The organism is Cysteiniphilum sp. 19S12-1 (assembly GCF_052030685.1).
Lineage (GTDB): Bacteria > Pseudomonadota > Gammaproteobacteria > Francisellales > Francisellaceae > Caedibacter.
The window spans coordinates 91622-108516 of sequence record NZ_JBQAJM010000005.1; the positions used below are offsets into that span (position 1 = coordinate 91622).

Consider the following 16895-nt stretch of genomic DNA (forward strand, 5'->3'; position numbering starts at 1 on the left):
ATCTACTAATTACTCAACAACTGTGCCTTGATAAATATTCATCTGACAACTAAAGTGATAGCCCCCTTTGGGGAGATTATGACAACCAAAACCAATACACTACAAAAATGGCAATAATGATTAATAGAACATTCACAATAACCGTAATCATGCTGCTTCTCCTTGAACTGTATTATTGTTTTCAATTCTTTTAACTTTAAAAAATCGTAAACGGTTGGCGTTGGTTACGACTGTTAACGATGATGCAGCCATTGCAGCCGCCGCGATCATGGGACTTAAAAGCACACCAAAAATAGGGAATAACACGCCAGCTGCCACTGGAATACCTAAGCCATTATAAATAAAAGTACCAAAGAGATTTTGCTTGATATTCTTCATCGTAGCGCGTGAGACTAAAACAGCATCAACAACACCTATAAGAGAGCTGCGCATCAAGGTAATATCTGCACTTTCTATCGCAATATCCGTACCATTACCAATGGCAAAACCCACATTCGCTTGTGCTAATGCTGGCGCATCATTAATCCCATCGCCAACCATAGCAACCGTTTCATTTTGTTGTTGTAAAGCTTTGATATGCGTCAGTTTATCCTCAGGCATACTTTCGGCTAAGACATTATCTATACCAAGCGTTTTGGCAATTGCCTGTGCGGTTTGTTTATTATCCCCTGTGATCATCGTAATTTGGATATTATTGCGTTTAAATGCATCAATAGCTTCTTTGGCATGTTCTTTAATCGGATCAGCAACAGCAATAACTCCACTTAATACATTGTTGATTGCTACATACATTACCGTTTGAGCTTCATGGCTTTTAGTTGTGGCAAGTGCTTCTAACTTGAGATTTTCAAGTCCATGATTTGCCATAAGTTTATGATTACCAATAATAACAGGCTCATTATTAACCTCGCCTGTCACACCAAGTCCGGTATAACTCTGGAAATTATTAACTGGTAATAATTCTGCTGAATTTAGCACTTTTTTGACAATTGCCTCAGCCAATGGATGCTCAGAATATGCCTCTAAACTTGCGGCTATTTTTAATAAATCTTGTTCATTCATACCATCAACACAAGCTACACTAACAACCTCAGGTTGCCCTTTCGTAATCGTACCGGTTTTATCTAATAGCACATGGGTGATTTTACTTGCAGTTTGTAAGGCTTCACCATTCTTGATTAAAATACCCAATTGTGCGGCTTTACCCATACCAACAATAATGGAAATTGGCGTTGCCAAACCTAGTGCGCATGGACAGGCAATCACAAGTACCGTAATGCCTGTCACGAGCACAAAACCTATGCCAAATCCTAAATTAAACCAAACAAGTGCTGCTGCAATTGCACACAATATGACAAAAGGGACAAAATAACCTGATACCGTATCGGCAAAGCGTGCAATAGATGGCTTGGTATTTTGTGCTTGTTTCACCAAAGCAATGATTTGCGAAAGTACCGTATCTTTAGTCAGTTTGGTCACACGATAGCTAAAACTACCTGTTTTGTTAATAGTACCTGAGAATACTTTATCTCTTTTTGACTTTACAACGGCTACGGGCTCACCGGTCAACATTGATTCATCGACATAAGAGCTGCCCTCGATCACATCACCATCTAATGCAATTTTAGATCCTGGCTTAACACGGATTAGATCACCCAGTTTCAATTGATCAATAGCAACCTTTTCTTCTTGTCCATCAGCATTAATGCGATAGGCAAACTTGGGTTGCAAATCAATAAGTTGTTTAATCGCTTCGGATGTTTTGCCACGCGCTTTTTGCTCCAACCAAGCACCAAGATTAACCAGTGCTATGATAATGAGTGCTGCCTCAAGATAATCGTGTCTGGCATTTTCAGGAATCATCTCTGGCAGCATAATCACAATCATTGAATAAATCCACGCAGCTAACGTCCCTAAGCTAATGAGTGTATCCATCGTTGCATGATGCTGCAAAAAGGCTTTATAGGCTGATTTATATATGTGTCCTGCTGCCGTTACCATAATAACGACTGTTATCAAAGACATAATCAGCCAAAATATATTAATGCTATGCGGCATAATTGCTGGTGAGTATGAGCTCATACCATAGAACATTAAAAATAAGCCAAAAATACCAGGGATAATTACCTTTTGCCATAGCTTAGGTTTTTCAGCTAATGTGTCTTTCTCTGAGCCTTCGGTGATTTGTTCAGCAATGTAACCTAATTGCTTTAAGTATTGAACAATATCCACAGCCTCAAGACTTGTTGCAACCTGAAGCGTTCTATCAGCAAAGTTGACATGCCCTTTTGTAATTTCTGGCATTTTAATAAGCGCCGATTCAATCTTACCAACACAGCTCATACATGAGACATTTTTCAATGCAAACGCATACTGATTTATTCTTGCATTACTCATTATCAGCTTGCTCCTTTTTACTTCTTGTTGCTCCTTACAGCTTCTTCCCATCTTTTTGATTTTGATAAAGGTCTTTTAAAATTGGACAGTCTTTGCTTTCTGCCTTGCCGTCACAAGACTGCTCAAGCTTTGTAAGATGCTGCTTTAACTTTGTCAATAATGTGATTTTCTCATTAACATCTTCTAGTTTTTGCCAAATTTTTTGCTTAACTTCAGCGCTTGATAGATTTTTACCCTCCATGGCAAATAACTCAGAAATTTCTGCCAAACTAAAGCCTATATATTTGGCATTTTCAATAAATCGAATCTTATCAATAATTGATTGATCATATTGTCGGTAACCACTAGCACTGCGCTTGGGCTTTAATAAACCAATCTTTTCATAATGCCTTAAAGTGACCGTTGTAATCCCTAATTGCTGCGAAAGCTCACCAATATTCATAACATCTCCAGATGATTTACGATGGGTATAATATAAGATTAACCTTAGGGTTAAGGTCAATGAATTAGTTTGAAATTATTTAAGAAATTTAAGTTAAGCAAAAAATAGTACACTTTAAAGTGATGAAAATAACCAATAAGGTAATGAGTACTTAATAAATATATCTATGCAGTTTAACCTTCAGCATTTTCCTGCATCAATTTTTTATACTTCTTCTCAATCATCTTGCGCTTTAGAGCTGATAAGTGATCAAAGTAAGTAATTCCATCCAAATGATCAATTTCATGTTGAATGCAACGCCCATGATAGCCATCACATTCCATTTCATATGCTTCACCAAACTCATTTAAGGCGCGCATTTTAACCCATTCGGCACGCTTAACCTTAGCTGAGACGCCAGGAAATGATAAACACCCTTCCTCGTCATCAATTTCACCCTTGCGTTCAATGATTTCAGGGTTAATGGCTACAATTTTTTGATCTTTATTCTCAGAGCCATCCATAATAAACAAACGCATATTGAGTCCCACTTGTGTGGCAGCTAAGCCACCGCCATGCTCGACATACATCGTTTCAAACATATCAGCAATCGTTTGACGCAAATCATCATTAATCGCATCAATAGCGACAGGATCTGCCTTTTGCTTTAAAAAGGGATGTGGATATTTTAATACAGTTAATCGTGCCATGTTGATAAAGCTTCATTTATAACAGTTTGTAATTGCTAGTTAGTCTAACATAAATTGCTTTTGAGCTTAACCACTTGCGTCACACTTTAATGGCATACCCCTTTTAAAGATCACTAACCATCCATGGCAGCTTCGTATTGGGTTCTCACGTCATCCTGGCTCAGGATAATAAGTCATAGGGTGTCATTGCGAGCATGGATGCGTGGCAATCCATTTTATCAGGGATGATTGATTTAACTTCGTTTCAAAGCCTATATTTACAAGCTACTCGTTACATTTTCCAATCAATTGGCAATAAACCATGCGCTAATAAGTAATTATTTGTTTGTGAAAAATGTTTTGAGCTAAAAAAGCCACGATGTGCTGATAAGGGTGAGGGATGCGGTGATTTCAAAATTAAATGCTTGTTATCATCAATTAATTGCGCTTTTTTTTGCGCAGGCGCGCCCCACAATAAAAAAACCACATGGCTTTTATATTGATTGATTTGTCCAATAACATGATCAGTAAATTTTTCCCAACCTTTATTGGCATGTGAATGCGCTTGATGTGCCTCTACGGTTAACACGGTATTAAGCAAAAATACACCTTGTTTTGCCCAAGCACTTAAATCACCTGATGATGTAACTTCAATACCAAGATCATTCTGTAATTCTTTATAAATATTCATAAGCGACGGCGGTAGCTTAACACCCGTCTGCACTGAGAATGCCAAGCCATGTGCTTGATTGATATTATGATATGGATCCTGCCCCAAGATAACGACTTTGAGCGATTCAAATGGACATAATTTAAATGCGTTAAAAACATCTTCCTTTTGCGGAAAAATTTGTTTTCCTTGTTGTCGCGCATTATCAACAAAAGCCAATGTTTCTTTAAATTCAATGCTTTTTTTATAATCAGCCAAAACATCTGACCATGAGAGATCTAGATCTACTTTCATTTTAGTTATGCTCTGATGACATTAAGCTCACTGGCCATACGAAACCACTCAGCAGCCATTGCATAATCACCGCTATTATATGCATGCAAGCCTCGCAGCATCGGTGATTTATTATAGGTATTACGTTGTACACCAATATAATACCAAAGACTGGCTGTCTTCATATCCTTGACAACACCACAGCCAAACTCATACATATAGCCAATCACTAAAGTCGCATTAGTATCAGCACTTCGCGCAAAAGGCAAAAGCTGTTGGTAAGCAAGAGGGCAATTGCCCTGCTCAAAGTTGTGATAGCCCAACTGATAGTTTTGCGGCTCATCATTTGTCAATTTAATTGACGACAATAAGGCATTTGCATCAGCTTGAACCTGACGCTGCGAGGTATTTAAAGTTAAATTACTTTCATAACGACTATGCAAAGCATCCACCATAATGCCCGCAAAGATAAACAATAAAATGACCAGAATAACCCACTGCATGGGTTTTGACTTTTTTAATTTCAAAACAATCTCCTAGTTTAATAGTTTAGGTTTTCTGCCAATAGTTCACGACGCTGACGCACAACTTCATACATAGCAACACCAGCTGCAACCGAGACATTGAGACTCGATACCTGACCCTGCATTGGCAATTTTGCTAGATAGTCACACATCTTACGTATTCCAAAGCGAAGACCTGAACCCTCAGCACCCATCACCAAAGCTATCGCACCGCTAAAATCGCTATCATAAATCAGACTCTCTGCTTCACCTGCTAATCCAGTAACCCATATACCTTCATCTTTTAAGACACCAATAGCACGCGCAAGATTAGTGACAGCGACAAGCTTCATGCTACTTACTGCACCACTTGCAACCTTCTCAACCGTTGCATTAATGGTTGCACTGTTATCTTTTGGGAAAACAATAAAATCAACCCCAGCGGCTTCCGCACTTCTAATGCATGCACCTAAGTTATGCGGGTCTTGAACGCCATCAAGGATTAAAATAAAAGGCGTTTTTGAGCAGGCAGCTACCAGATCAGATAAATCACTCTCTTCATATAACTTAATATCGCTTTGGCAAACTGCCAATACATTTTGATGTACCACATCTTCAAGTGCGTGAGATTGCAGTAATGATTGAAACTTTTCTTTATTGACAAGCTCAAACTCAATATTTTTCTTAGCCATCAATGATTTTAATTCACCCAACCTTGGGGATGTGTCTTTACCTTTAAGACAATAGATGACTTTAATACCATCGGCATGTAGTTTAAGACGCGCCTTGATCGCGTGTATTCCATAAAGTAGTGACATAATTAATTAAAAACTCTCTTTTCTTTGACTTTTTGGCGCACGTAAATATAAATGGCCAATAGGAATTCCTTCAACCTGTAACCCATGGGTAATCCGATCGACGATTTCTTGGCATTTTTCTTTACACTCCTCACCACGAAACCCTTTGGTTACCAACCAATCCGCAATTTCATTCAAAAACATTTTAAGCTCAGATAATAATTTTTTATTGCGCTCGTTCGGACTATAGCGAAAGCGATTAAAATCAAGTGGTTGACTCCACTGGCGATACAAATTACTTAGCTCAAACACCACATCAGTGACCATTTGCTCAATCGCAAGCTCAAGTTTCCCCTCAGGCATAATATGCATTTCACGCATCGATTGAATCTGCTCACGTCGGACATCTGCAATGGTTCTCACAGGCTCATTTTGCAGCTCACTTAAACGCTTCCTGTTCGATAAAGTGACTTTATTCTTGGACATAATTATTTAGCTTATGAAGATATATGCCAAGCATTATATACTTATCACTTTATTTTTTGCAGCGTTTTCTTGGCGTTTTACACTATCCCTTAAACAACGATTTAGCACTTGAATAACATTTAAATAAATCAGCAAAATTTATAATGATTTTTATCCAGAGACTGATACGATATTGACGTCTAGGGTATAAAATTTTAGGGAGATTACTTAAGTGCAAGCACACAAAATAGGATTATTTTCAGCCATCGCCATTCCGGTAACGTCAATGGTTGGCTCTGGCTGGCTTTTTAGCGCACAGCTCAATGCACAATTAGCAGGAAACTACGCATTTATCGCATGGATAGGAGCGGCTTTTATCGCCATTATTGTTGGGCTATGTTTTGCAAAACTTTGCGCATTATTTCCTGAACGTGGTTTAAATGCCAAGTGTGTATCATTAAGCCACGGCAAAGATTTTGGCATGGTCTTTGCTTTTGCTATCTGGTTTGGATTGTTGGCAATGATTCCAACCGAGGCGCAAGCAACCGTGCAATACTTAAGTCCCTTTATCAAGTTTACGACTTTATATCATGGTGAAAGCCTGACTTGGTCAGGCAAGCTATTTGCCATTATTATCTTAGCGGTCTATTTTATTGTGAATTACTTTGGCATTAAGCTATTAGCCTATGTCAATAACATCTCTACCGTCTTTAAAATCAGCATCCCAACGCTAACCATTATCGTTTTATTAGCTGCACACTTTGATACAACAAATCTTAATCTTGCGGTTAATCACTACACAGCAAGCTCAATTCAAACGGCACTTATTGGTGCTGGTCTTGTCTATGCTTTTAATGGCTTTCAGGTGGTTGCTTCCTTCGCTAGTGAGATTAAAAACCCAAAGCGCAATATTCCATTGGCTATTGTTATTTCCGTAGCCATCACACTTGCTTTATATATGCTACTGCAATTTACCTTCATGACGGCAATGCCGCACGATGTTGCTGCTAAAGGTTGGGCTGCTCTTAATTTCTCAAGCCCTTTGGTTAACTTAACCATGCTACTTGGTTTAAACTTCCTAACCATTTTATTAATTGCTGATTCGATTGTCAGCCCATCAATTACTGGCTTAACCTATATGGGATCTTGTTCAAGAATGCTTTTTGCGATGGCTGAAAAAGGACAAATGCCACGTTGGATTGCCAAACTTTGTCCAGTACATCATTTATCTAAGCGCTCTTTATTTTTAAATTTCATCATTGGCATTATTATCCTACTAAATTCAGCAAGTTGGGCATCGTTAATGGTAATCACCACCGCCTTTAACGTGCTAGGTTATATGGGTGCGCCACTTTCGCTAGCTGTATTAGGTAGTCGCAAACTATCGACAAAACTGATGACTTTATTTGTGTTTATCATATTGGCACTGCTACTAGCAACCTTACCAGAAAAAGACTTTTTACTGAGTAATCTTGCTGTCACTGTGATGATGGCAATTTATGCTGTGCTACAAATAAAACAAGGTGGCTTTAACTGGTTCGCAGTGAGCTTTGTCATATTCTTATGGATTTTGATGTTAGTAGCAAGCTCAGCCATTGCCACGATTGTCTTGGCAATTGTTTTCTTTTTAATGGTTACTAGTCAACGTTTTGTGACCAAACTGGGGCATTCACTGAATAAATAAAGATAGATATTTATAAGAACCTACTTTGGATAAAGTGGTGTTAATACTTCTTGATCCTTATCACCTTTTCTCTTGTATGACTTGATATGTTGATATAACGCATCATATTCATCAAACTTGCCATTAGCATATAACGCTTTATTGACTAAGATAAGCATTTCCTTAAACTCTTTATCATCAATAACAGAAGCAACATCCATTGCACTGTAAAAGTTTTGATTGAATAAGGCATTACCCCAAGAGACAATTGCATTATTGACGGTAACTAAACCCTTATTGTCACACGCCTGTTTAATATCTTTAAGCGCCTGATTAATATCCGGCTTTGCAGGTGATGTTTGTTTATGTGACGTGGGCGATACTTTCTGAGATTTAAACTTTCTCACAACAATAAGCAATAAAATCAATGTTACTAACCATAAGATCGCAAAGATAATCGCTAACACCATCCATAGTTTACTATGCACTACCTTAATGACTGTCTTTGCAGGCTGCACTACGGGTGTTGCATTTACCGCACTAGTTTGCACAGGTGTTACCACTTTACCTGGTAATACTTTAAAGGTTTGGGCTGGCAAAATGGCAGTTTGCTCTGTTTGTGATTTGACGTCAAACCAATGCACTTTGATCTGTGGAAACTCAACAATACCTTTCTGTGTTGGGATATAGGCTACCTTAAAAACTTTAGTTGCCGCTGGCAGATTATTCTCCACATAATCTTTGCTTTGTGCTTTATCTGGATAGGCATTGATGCTATCGGCATGCGGAAAGGTTAAATTAGGCAAGCTAGCTGCTTGTACACCTGTTGCTGTTAATACGATCGTGCGCGTCACCGGCTCACCAACAGTTAGTTCATTTGAATCACTAGACCAACTGTCCTTTAACGTCACCGAGTTGGCAGGCAACCAATCATTGATATCAATATTTTGTGGAATGGGTTTCACATGCAGCGTTAATGGGTTTGACTTCACCAATATTGGTTTGGCACTTTGCATCGCAAAAAATGAATTGGGATTGTTTTGTAAAACCGCTGCCTGAATAATGCTTTGTGGAATACTAATCTCACCAGCTTGATTGGCTGTAATTAAAAACTGCTGCTCAACCACATGATAGGTTTTGCCATTTTGTTGTGCTTGATATTGACTATTTTTGCCAAAAGGCTCAATACTTGCATTGGCTAATTGCAACGGCTGCATACTTAAATTAGATAATGGCTCTGCATAATACAGCTTTAAGGTATATAACACAGGTGTGTTAACATAAGCACTATCACTTGAGAGAGATGCATCTAAAAAGACATTTGCTGTTTGTTTACCCTGAGTTCCTTGTGCTGCCTTTGTTACCGTAATTGTCAATGTCTTAGTTTGCTCACTCCCAACAGTTAACGCTGGAATAGTGATGTTTCCAACTCTTTTAGGCAATAAAGTCACAATGTACGAAATATTTGAAGTGCTTTTACCATTGATAACACTAGTCTGACTACTGGTACTGGTACCATAAACATCAAAATCTTTCTTCAATGGTGCCAAATCAGGCTGCTCATTCATATCATCAAGCTTAATCGTCAATGTCAAACTCTCACCATCAGCTATCTGTGTACGATCAACTGACGCAGAAACCGTGGCATACAACGACTGCACCATGAAAATAAATAAAGCAGGTGTAAGCACAAGAATATTTACTATTGTCTTTGCCTTACTTGCTTTTCCTATTTTGCGAATAAACCTAATCATTATTTTCTCCGTTTTGCGATGTTTGACGCATCTGATAATCTCTTAAGAATTTCTGCTTTAATAAGCCACCTGGGTCATCTGGAATCTGTGACAAAATCGCATCAACCTTCTTCTGACGCAGTGCATCTTCACGCGCTTGTGCACTTGAAACTGCTGCCTTTTGCGGCAGATCCTTAGCCTCTTTTTTGTCTTCTTCATTCTCTTTTGCTAATGTCTGCGAATGTTTGTCTTTTTGATTTTTATCAGTTTCATTGTTTTTCTCACTTTGAACACTTTGATCATTTGGAGTGTTTTCAGTCGATGGTTTATTATCTTGTTGTTTTTTTTGTTGATTCATATTCTGTTGATTGTTGCTTGGATCACTTTGACTCTGCTCATTTGTCTTATTTTGCTCATTCTTCTTGCTATCTTTATCACTCTGCTGTTGATTAGCATGTGACTGATCTTGTTGAGTTGACTTATTCTGTTGATTCTGATTATTTTTGTTACTTTGTTTATTTTGCCCATCTTGCTGATTTTTCTGATCACTATTTTGTTGATCATGCTGACTCTGCTGATCTTGATCTTTTTGATCTTTTTGATCTTGCTTATTATTTTGATTGTTTTGCGTATTCTGCTGTTTATTCTGCTGATCTTTATTCTCTTTATTTTGAGCATTATTCTGATCCTGCTTTTGTTGCTTTTTTTGCTGATTCTTTTGCTGTTGCTGCTGTTTTAATAAATTTTCAACATACTCAAGATTGGCTTTGGCGTCAGCAAAATCGCTATCTTTGGCTAACGCCGCTTTATACGCATTTATTGCTTTTTGATACTCATGCAATTGCGCTAAAGCATTGCCCTGATTATACAGACCCACTGCTGAATCATCTTTTTCAAAAGCACTCAACGCCGCTTTATAATCTTTAGCACGATATAATGCAGCGCCTTGCCAACGACTATCACGAAACATCGCTGCTGCTTCTTTGTTTTTATGCTCATTAAATAAATTCGCAGCTTGTTGATTTTCATTCAACCACAGATCTTGCCATGTATTTGCCCATAATAACGTTGGTAACAACAATACAAGTCCGCTAATACGTTTTATCGACATACTCTCTCCAACCAGCCTTTTCGTGCAATCAATGCCATCAGAATAATCAATAACCAAATAAGCCAATGTCCTTGATCTTTCCACAATGCATTGGCTTTCTGTGCTTCTGTTTTTTGCGTCTTAGCATCGCCATCATGGCTTAATATTTTTGTGACATCTTGATCATTATCGGTAATCAAGCTAAATTGCCCATCGCCTGAGCTTGCAAGTTTTTGTAATTCAGCAGCATTCATATTAGCAAATACAATTTGTCCCTTTTTATCAGTAACAAAACCGCCATCGCTATTTTTGATCGGTCCACCTTGTGTCGTCCCAATCGCTAATACAGAGGTTTTAATACCTTCTTTTGCTAAATTTTTGGCTTCCGTCAATGCCACAGGAGATGGTGTACTATCAGTAACTAAAACAATCTGACCGTGAGTAAATCCCGCTTGTTTGATGAGTTTGGCTGATTCTACTAATGCTTTTTGGATATTGTCACCGGCAACGGGTACAACGCTTGAATCTAACGAGGGCACCATATTGGCAATGGTATTACTATCAGCCGTCAGTGGTGACACCACAAAGGGTTCACTAGAAAATACGATCATTCCTGTTTGCCCTTCTTTAATAGATTTAAGTAAATCCAGTACCTTAAAGCGTGCCCGTTCTAAACGTGTAGGAGGGACATCATTGGCATTCATAGTTTGCGAAACATCCAAGGCAATCACACGTGCTGCTACCTTTTGATAAACTGGTTGTGGGTATTTTGACCAAGTTGGTCCTGCCAATGCGACAATTCCAATACACCACAATAAGAAAATCATCACTGGCAACATACGACGCTTACGCGCTTGCTGACCTACTAATAAATGTTTTAATAAATGTGGATCACAATGCATGCTCCAATTATTAGCAGATGTTTTTACCCTTAAAATCATAATGAGCAAAACAATTGCAGGTATGATCAGTAAAAACCACCACGGACGTAAGAAGTGAAATGAGTGAAATAAGTGAAAATCACTAAAGCTCATATGAAACTCCTTTGACTTGTTTTAATCCATAACAACGCCAGAATAAAGCTTAAGATCATAGCTACACCCAAAGTCCATGGATAAAAAGGTGTCACCGGACGAATGGTAATCTTATCGGATTTGACAGGCTCTAATTGATTGATCTTATTGTAGATTGCTTGCAACTCTTTACCATCTTCAGCGCGGAAAAACTCGCCACCCGTCATTTGTGCAATTTTTTTTAAACCATCAATATCTAGGTCACTTGATGGATTAACCATCTGTGGACCAAACATCGTCTGCACTGTCATCTGCTTTGCCCCTAAACCAATAGTATAAATCTTTATATGCTCATCTTTGGCAAGCTTTGCTGCTGTTTCAGGATCAATAACACCGGCGTTATTGCCGCCATCGGTTAAGAGAATAAGCGCGCGTGACTGTTTGGGATAATGCATCAACTGCTTAATCGCAAGACCAATCGCATCACCTATCGCCGTTTGAATACCCGCAATACCAACGGTTGCATCATTAAGCATTTGCCCAACCGTTTTGCGATCAAAAGTCAAAGGCGTCTGTAAGTACGGTTTAGATCCAAATAAAATAAGTCCCAAACGATCGCCTTCGCGCTTTTGGATAAATTCATTAGCAACGGTTTTTACCAGATCAATTCTTGATTCTGCTTTGCCATTAACCATCATATCAGGTGTACGCATACTGCCTGAGAGATCAACTGCCAACATCAAATCACGCCCTGTTTGTGGCAACGTTAAAGGCGCACCTAACCATTGTAGACCCGCGCCTGAAATTACTAATAAAAGCCAAATAATCAACAATATATATTTAAACCATGACAAATGTTGCGTGCGTTTTGCTTCACCTTCAGCCATTGTTTGTTGCAATGAGGCATAAAACGGAATCTTAAGTCCTTGTTTTGCATCACTATTGTTTACTTTTGGCAAGACATAACGAAAGATGATGGGAAGCAATAATAAAACGAAAACCCAAGGGTAAGCAATTGTTATCATAACACTTTCCTTAACCATTTTTTCGATAATGCAATGAGTGCTTGATGCTCATCAGCACCTACTTCTTTTGACGTATAGCTATCTAATAACAAACGTCCATCACCTTGACTAAAATCATCTGTTTTAAGCTGTTGATCTAGGAACTTCAACCAATTCTCACCAAAGTGTAAATGTACATTGTCAACTTTAAGCTTTTGCATAGCTACCTGCTTTAAAAAAATAGAAACCTCTGATATCAATGCTTGTGGATTTTCTGTCTGAGCAGTTTGTATCGTTTTATCAAACATCCTTATTATTGCTTGCTTGTGGCGATATCCTTTAATCTTTTTGACTAAGAGCCATATCATCAGCACAATCACAAATAAGACAATAACAGCCACAATATACCATCCCATTGCCAGAGGCCAAATCGATACCGCAGGCGGAAGATGAATATCCTTTAACCCTGCTAATACATCAGTAGCCATAACGCATTACTCCATGATTTAAGGTTTTAACCACATCATCATTCGTTGCCAATGCGACAAATTGCATATTGTGTTTGCTTGACAATGCTTTGATCCTATCTAGTCGCTTATTAAATGGCTCGGCATAGCGCTTATGCACCTCTTTATCCGCGGCATTCAACTCCAAGAAATGCAACTGCCCATCACTAAAGCAGTATTGACCCTTGCTAGGTAGGCTTGCTTCTAATGGATCATAAGTAAATACTTGGATAATCTCACTCTTACGATTGATTAATTTTAAATACTGTTCAGCTTCATCATCAAAATTCACAAAGTCACTGATCACAATCACAACGCTGCCACTTTTAAGCGTTTTGGATAAATTCTTCAGTGTCATAGCCATTGAATGGCTATTTGATGGTTTTAGCATATTATCTGGGCCACTTAAGCATTTAAAGAATTTCAGCAAGTGTGTGCGGCTACGCGCTGGTGTTAACTGATATAAACCATCGTCTGAAAATACTACACCACCAACTTGTTCATGATGATTCAGTGCTGCCCAGCCTAATAATGCACAGACCTTAGCCGCTAACACACTTTTAAAACAAACGCGCGTTCCAAATTGCATCGATGCAGTTTGGTCGACAATAAAATAAATAGCACGTTCTCGTTCTTCTTTATATACCTTGGTGTATGGCTTTCCAAGACGCGCGGTTAGTGGCCAATGCATTAAACGAATATCATCTCCTGGCTGATAATGTCTAACCTCTTCAAAGTCCATCCCCCGCCCTCTGGCGCGTGAGACATGCTGACCGACCTGATTGGTATTAACACGTTGACTATTAAAAAATTGAATATTTTGCGCATAAAAGCGCAAACTCAATAATTCATTAATGTCTGCCGTTATCCCTTGTTGATCACTTGTGTTTTTTGAACTCATTAGCGTATTCTCCTTTTCCACTTATGGAATCGGCACGGCTTTTAAGAGTGCATCAATCACATCATCACTGGTAATATTATCAACTTCAGCTTCAAAGCTTAAGAGTATTCTATGCCTTAACACCTCATGAATCACAGCGTGCACATCATGTGGTGAAACATAATCCTGCTGATTCAACCAAGCATGCGCGCGTGCCGCGCGCTCCAACGCAATCGTACCACGTGGACTTGCACCAAAGCGGATCCATTTGCCAAGATCTTCACTGTATTTCACTGCATCGCGCGTGGCTAATACCAATTGAATCATGTACTCCTCAACGGCACTAGAAACATGCAGATCCAATACTTGCTGCTGCGCTGTGAAAATTTGCTGCTGTGTGATCAGCGGCGGTTTTTGTAAGTTCACAGAACGATTGCCACGATTTAATGCCAAAATTTCTTTTTCCATTGCCGCATCTGGGTAACCAATTTTAACATGTAGCATAAAACGATCTAATTGCGCTTCAGGTAGTGGATAAGTCCCCTCTTGCTCAATTGGGTTTTGTGTTGCCATCACTAAAAATAAATCAGGTAGTGAATACGTTTGTTTACCAATGGTAATCTGCTTTTCACCCATGGCTTCTAAAAGGGCTGATTGCACTTTAGCAGGAGCGCGATTGATCTCATCGGCTAATAATAAATTATGAAATAAAGGACCGGTTTGAAACTCAAAGCTTTGACGCTCAGGAATATAGATCTCAGTCCCGGTTAAATCAGCAGGTAACAAATCAGGTGTGAATTGAATCCGATGATAAGAACACTCAATACATTCAGCTAATGTTTTAATTGCGGTGGTTTTAGCAAGACCGGGCGCGCCCTCAACCAACAAATGCCCTGATGATAATAAGGCAATCAACAGACGCTTTGTTAAAGCACGCTGCCCAACAATACGTGCATCTAAATACGCTAATAAACTTTCAAAATCCTGATATACCGACATAAACCCTCCTAAGGTTTTAAAGACTTTATATAAGGCTCATAGATCAGCTTATAATACCTCCATCATCGAATACTTCGATACTAAGCACTATAAAATGATTTTTCTGAGCTGCACATAGTTTTAATGGTCTTTATTTTATAAATCCATTTATGAATTTCAAGCCTCGTTCTGCTGAATTTTCTTTACAAGACGTATTTTCTAAACATAGTAATGACAAGTGGGATAACGCTCCAAAGCACTAGCCAAATGACACAATAAGTGAAAGATAAAGGTGCCTCACCCACACCATAAAATTGCTGTATTGATTGTGGAGCAATACTTAATATCCCCTGTATTCTAAACAAATCTATCGGGCTAAGTAGCAATAAAACACTAATGCTTTGCGAACTTATAACACCATTGAAAGTTACAACCAATAACACAAACAATAAATCAAAAAGAAAAATAAAAAACAACCAAATAATGATTGTCAATGCAATCGTATAGGTGCGGTTTTGGGAAACCGTTGATATAAATAACCCAATTGAAATAAAGCTTGTACTTAATAAAATACAACTCAATATGAGATTCAAAAAGACAGACATCGTCACAGCAAAAGGACTCAACACGTATAGTGATATTATAAATGCTATTATGATACTGATGATTAATGTGACTGACTGCCCTAACCATTTACCCAAAATAAATAGACATGAGGATACCGGATAGGTCAATAACAATTCAAATGTTTTCAATTCACGTTCTTTTAAAACCGTGTCATAAGATAAAATCATTGCAAACAGCGGAATAATATACATATAAATGTGCAGTAATGACAATAAAGTAACCGCTTGGTTATTGCTCATATTTTCTGCTGAAAAATTACCGCTAAAGTGAATCATTGTAAAATTAATCAGCAAAAATAACAGTGTTACGATAGCCGTCCAACCATTTTTTAATAATGCAAGGTACTCTCTTTTGGCAATATGATAAATTAGTTTAAACTTCATGTGCATGTGACCGTAATTCGTTTTCAATTTCTAAAGAGTCGACTTGGATATCTGCAATCGCATAACCGTATGTTTGCAATAGACCAATTAGTTGCTCAACCTCAACAGGTCTCAAAAGCGTATTAAACGTATATTCATCCAAATAATTTATTGATGCTGTGATTTTTGATATTTGACCTTTTATAGACTGATCAAGCGTTTTAGGTACTCTCACCCAAAGTCGCTTATTGATCGCATTGGTATCATTGATATTAACATGTCCAAACTTAGCATTGAATTGACGTATAATTTTCCCTCGGCTCATTAATAAGATATTATCCGTATTATCCCAAAGCTCAGAAAACAAATGTGAGGTAATTAAAACTGCGGCTCCCTTTTTTGCAAGTGATTTGATCACAGTGTAAAACAACTGCACCCCTTTGTAGTCAAAACCATTTGAAGGCTCGTCAAAAATAGCAACCTTAGGTTGATGAATGATCGCTTGAGCCAAGTTTAGGCGCTGTCGTAACCCTTTAGATAGCGCAGATACTTTTTTATCTTTATGCTTTAAAAGTCCAACCTGATCAAGGGTCTTTAAGATTATTTCTTTGGAAGGTCGGCACTGGCGAAGATATGCAAAAAAACTTAGCACATGATGTACTTTCTCATTAGGATACATATTCAAATCTTCAGGCATATAGCCAAGTACCTTATGATAATCATTAATATTCTTTTGAGTTAAGCATTCTGAAGTTTAGAGTTTTAAACATTAAATTTTCAATCAGTCGATCTAATTGTTAGCTCACGCAACTAAGCTTTTAAGC

The 16895-nt window shown here is 38.2% G+C and carries 16 protein-coding genes and 1 pseudogene; 1 reads left to right on the forward strand and 16 read right to left on the reverse strand.

Annotation, left to right across the window (positions count from 1 at the left end; all coding sequences use genetic code 11):
* Positions 1 to 147: 147 nt before the first annotated feature.
* The 7 genes from ACTS4L_RS02845 to ACTS4L_RS02875 form a co-directional block, all read right to left on the reverse strand.
* Positions 148 to 2397 (reverse strand): heavy metal translocating P-type ATPase, encoded by a 2250-nt coding sequence (locus ACTS4L_RS02845; RefSeq protein ID WP_440616113.1) that lies wholly within the window; start codon positions 2395 to 2397, stop codon positions 148 to 150.
* Between the two features lie 34 nt (positions 2398 to 2431).
* The gene (locus ACTS4L_RS02850; RefSeq protein WP_440616115.1) at positions 2432 to 2839 is read right to left on the reverse strand and encodes a heavy metal-responsive transcriptional regulator; all 408 of its coding nucleotides are present in this window, start codon (positions 2837 to 2839) and stop codon (positions 2432 to 2434) included.
* A 173-nt stretch (positions 2840 to 3012) separates the two neighbouring features.
* Positions 3013 to 3528: a peptide deformylase gene (gene def, locus ACTS4L_RS02855; protein WP_440616116.1), complete on the reverse strand. Its 516-nt coding sequence runs from the start codon at positions 3526 to 3528 to the stop codon at positions 3013 to 3015.
* A 271-nt stretch (positions 3529 to 3799) separates the two neighbouring features.
* Entirely contained in the window at positions 3800 to 4471 is a 672-nt protein-coding gene (gene ung, locus ACTS4L_RS02860) for a uracil-DNA glycosylase (protein ID WP_440616117.1), read from the reverse strand.
* A gap of 5 nt (positions 4472 to 4476) precedes the next feature.
* Positions 4477 to 4977, reverse strand: a complete 501-nt coding sequence (locus ACTS4L_RS02865; protein ID WP_440616118.1) for a hypothetical protein — start codon at positions 4975 to 4977, stop codon at positions 4477 to 4479.
* 14 nt (positions 4978 to 4991) lie between these two features.
* Positions 4992 to 5771: a 23S rRNA (guanosine(2251)-2'-O)-methyltransferase RlmB gene (rlmB, locus tag ACTS4L_RS02870; RefSeq protein ID WP_440616119.1), complete on the reverse strand. Its 780-nt coding sequence runs from the start codon at positions 5769 to 5771 to the stop codon at positions 4992 to 4994.
* A 6-nt stretch (positions 5772 to 5777) separates the two neighbouring features.
* The gene (locus tag ACTS4L_RS02875) at positions 5778 to 6236 is read right to left on the reverse strand and encodes a hypothetical protein (RefSeq protein ID WP_440616120.1); all 459 of its coding nucleotides are present in this window, start codon (positions 6234 to 6236) and stop codon (positions 5778 to 5780) included.
* A 211-nt stretch (positions 6237 to 6447) separates the two neighbouring features.
* On the opposite strand from ACTS4L_RS02875, the gene ACTS4L_RS02880 reads away from it, so the two are divergent.
* The gene (locus ACTS4L_RS02880; RefSeq protein WP_440616121.1) at positions 6448 to 7899 is read left to right on the forward strand and encodes an APC family permease; all 1452 of its coding nucleotides are present in this window, start codon (positions 6448 to 6450) and stop codon (positions 7897 to 7899) included.
* Positions 7900 to 7919: 20 nt separating this feature from the next.
* Here the strand turns inward: ACTS4L_RS02880 and ACTS4L_RS02885 are convergent, their stop codons facing one another.
* From ACTS4L_RS02885 to ACTS4L_RS02925, 9 genes and pseudogenes are all read right to left on the reverse strand, one after another.
* Positions 7920 to 9632, reverse strand: a complete 1713-nt coding sequence (locus ACTS4L_RS02885; RefSeq protein ID WP_440651684.1) for a BatD family protein — start codon at positions 9630 to 9632, stop codon at positions 7920 to 7922.
* On the reverse strand, positions 9625 to 10722 hold the full coding sequence (locus ACTS4L_RS02890; RefSeq protein WP_440616125.1) for a tetratricopeptide repeat protein: 1098 nt from the start codon (positions 10720 to 10722) through the stop codon (positions 9625 to 9627). Before ACTS4L_RS02890 ends, ACTS4L_RS02885 begins: the two co-directional genes overlap by 8 nt.
* Entirely contained in the window at positions 10713 to 11735 is a 1023-nt protein-coding gene (locus ACTS4L_RS02895; RefSeq protein ID WP_440616127.1) for a vWA domain-containing protein, read from the reverse strand. The genes ACTS4L_RS02890 and ACTS4L_RS02895 overlap by 10 nt, the downstream gene beginning before the upstream one ends.
* Positions 11732 to 12739 carry a vWA domain-containing protein gene (locus ACTS4L_RS02900; RefSeq protein WP_440616128.1) on the reverse strand — a complete coding sequence of 336 codons (1008 nt, stop codon included), beginning with the start codon at positions 12737 to 12739 and terminating at the stop codon, positions 11732 to 11734. The genes ACTS4L_RS02895 and ACTS4L_RS02900 overlap by 4 nt, the downstream gene beginning before the upstream one ends.
* The gene (locus ACTS4L_RS02905) at positions 12736 to 13206 is read right to left on the reverse strand and encodes a DUF4381 domain-containing protein (protein ID WP_440616130.1); all 471 of its coding nucleotides are present in this window, start codon (positions 13204 to 13206) and stop codon (positions 12736 to 12738) included. Before ACTS4L_RS02905 ends, ACTS4L_RS02900 begins: the two co-directional genes overlap by 4 nt.
* Positions 13196 to 14125 carry a DUF58 domain-containing protein gene (locus ACTS4L_RS02910; protein WP_440616131.1) on the reverse strand — a complete coding sequence of 310 codons (930 nt, stop codon included), beginning with the start codon at positions 14123 to 14125 and terminating at the stop codon, positions 13196 to 13198. The genes ACTS4L_RS02905 and ACTS4L_RS02910 overlap by 11 nt, the downstream gene beginning before the upstream one ends.
* 21 nt (positions 14126 to 14146) lie before the next feature.
* A complete protein-coding gene (locus ACTS4L_RS02915) occupies positions 14147 to 15103 on the reverse strand; it encodes an AAA family ATPase (RefSeq protein WP_440616132.1) in 957 nt (318 codons plus the stop codon).
* 182 nt (positions 15104 to 15285) lie between these two features.
* Positions 15286 to 16092: an ABC transporter permease gene (locus ACTS4L_RS02920; protein WP_440616133.1), complete on the reverse strand. Its 807-nt coding sequence runs from the start codon at positions 16090 to 16092 to the stop codon at positions 15286 to 15288.
* Positions 16082 to 16801, reverse strand: a pseudogene (locus tag ACTS4L_RS02925) (ATP-binding cassette domain-containing protein); the annotation flags it as partial. The pseudogene ACTS4L_RS02925 and the gene ACTS4L_RS02920, both read right to left, overlap by 11 nt.
* Positions 16802 to 16895: the final 94 nt, after the last annotated feature.

Bases quoted from the DNA above. Each gene is read 5' to 3' on its own strand.
- ACTS4L_RS02885 (WP_440651684.1), bottom strand. From the start codon at position 9,632: ATGATTAGGTTTATTCGCAAAATAGGAAAAGCAAGTAAGGCAAAGACA.
- def (WP_440616116.1), bottom strand. From the start codon at position 3,528: ATGGCACGATTAACTGTATTAAAATATCCACATCCCTTTTTAAAGCAA.
- rlmB (WP_440616119.1), bottom strand. From the start codon at position 5,771: ATGTCACTACTTTATGGAATACACGCGATCAAGGCGCGTCTTAAACTA.
- ACTS4L_RS02900 (WP_440616128.1), bottom strand. From the start codon at position 12,739: ATGATAACAATTGCTTACCCTTGGGTTTTCGTTTTATTATTGCTTCCC.
- ung (WP_440616117.1), bottom strand. From the start codon at position 4,471: ATGAAAGTAGATCTAGATCTCTCATGGTCAGATGTTTTGGCTGATTAT.
- ACTS4L_RS02875 (WP_440616120.1), bottom strand. From the start codon at position 6,236: ATGTCCAAGAATAAAGTCACTTTATCGAACAGGAAGCGTTTAAGTGAG.
- ACTS4L_RS02915 (WP_440616132.1), bottom strand. From the start codon at position 15,103: ATGTCGGTATATCAGGATTTTGAAAGTTTATTAGCGTATTTAGATGCA.
- ACTS4L_RS02905 (WP_440616130.1), bottom strand. From the start codon at position 13,206: ATGGCTACTGATGTATTAGCAGGGTTAAAGGATATTCATCTTCCGCCT.
- ACTS4L_RS02895 (WP_440616127.1), bottom strand. From the start codon at position 11,735: ATGAGCTTTAGTGATTTTCACTTATTTCACTCATTTCACTTCTTACGT.
- ACTS4L_RS02920 (WP_440616133.1), bottom strand. From the start codon at position 16,092: ATGAAGTTTAAACTAATTTATCATATTGCCAAAAGAGAGTACCTTGCA.
- ACTS4L_RS02850 (WP_440616115.1), bottom strand. From the start codon at position 2,839: ATGAATATTGGTGAGCTTTCGCAGCAATTAGGGATTACAACGGTCACT.
- ACTS4L_RS02910 (WP_440616131.1), bottom strand. From the start codon at position 14,125: ATGAGTTCAAAAAACACAAGTGATCAACAAGGGATAACGGCAGACATT.
- ACTS4L_RS02845 (WP_440616113.1), bottom strand. From the start codon at position 2,397: ATGAGTAATGCAAGAATAAATCAGTATGCGTTTGCATTGAAAAATGTC.
- ACTS4L_RS02890 (WP_440616125.1), bottom strand. From the start codon at position 10,722: ATGTCGATAAAACGTATTAGCGGACTTGTATTGTTGTTACCAACGTTA.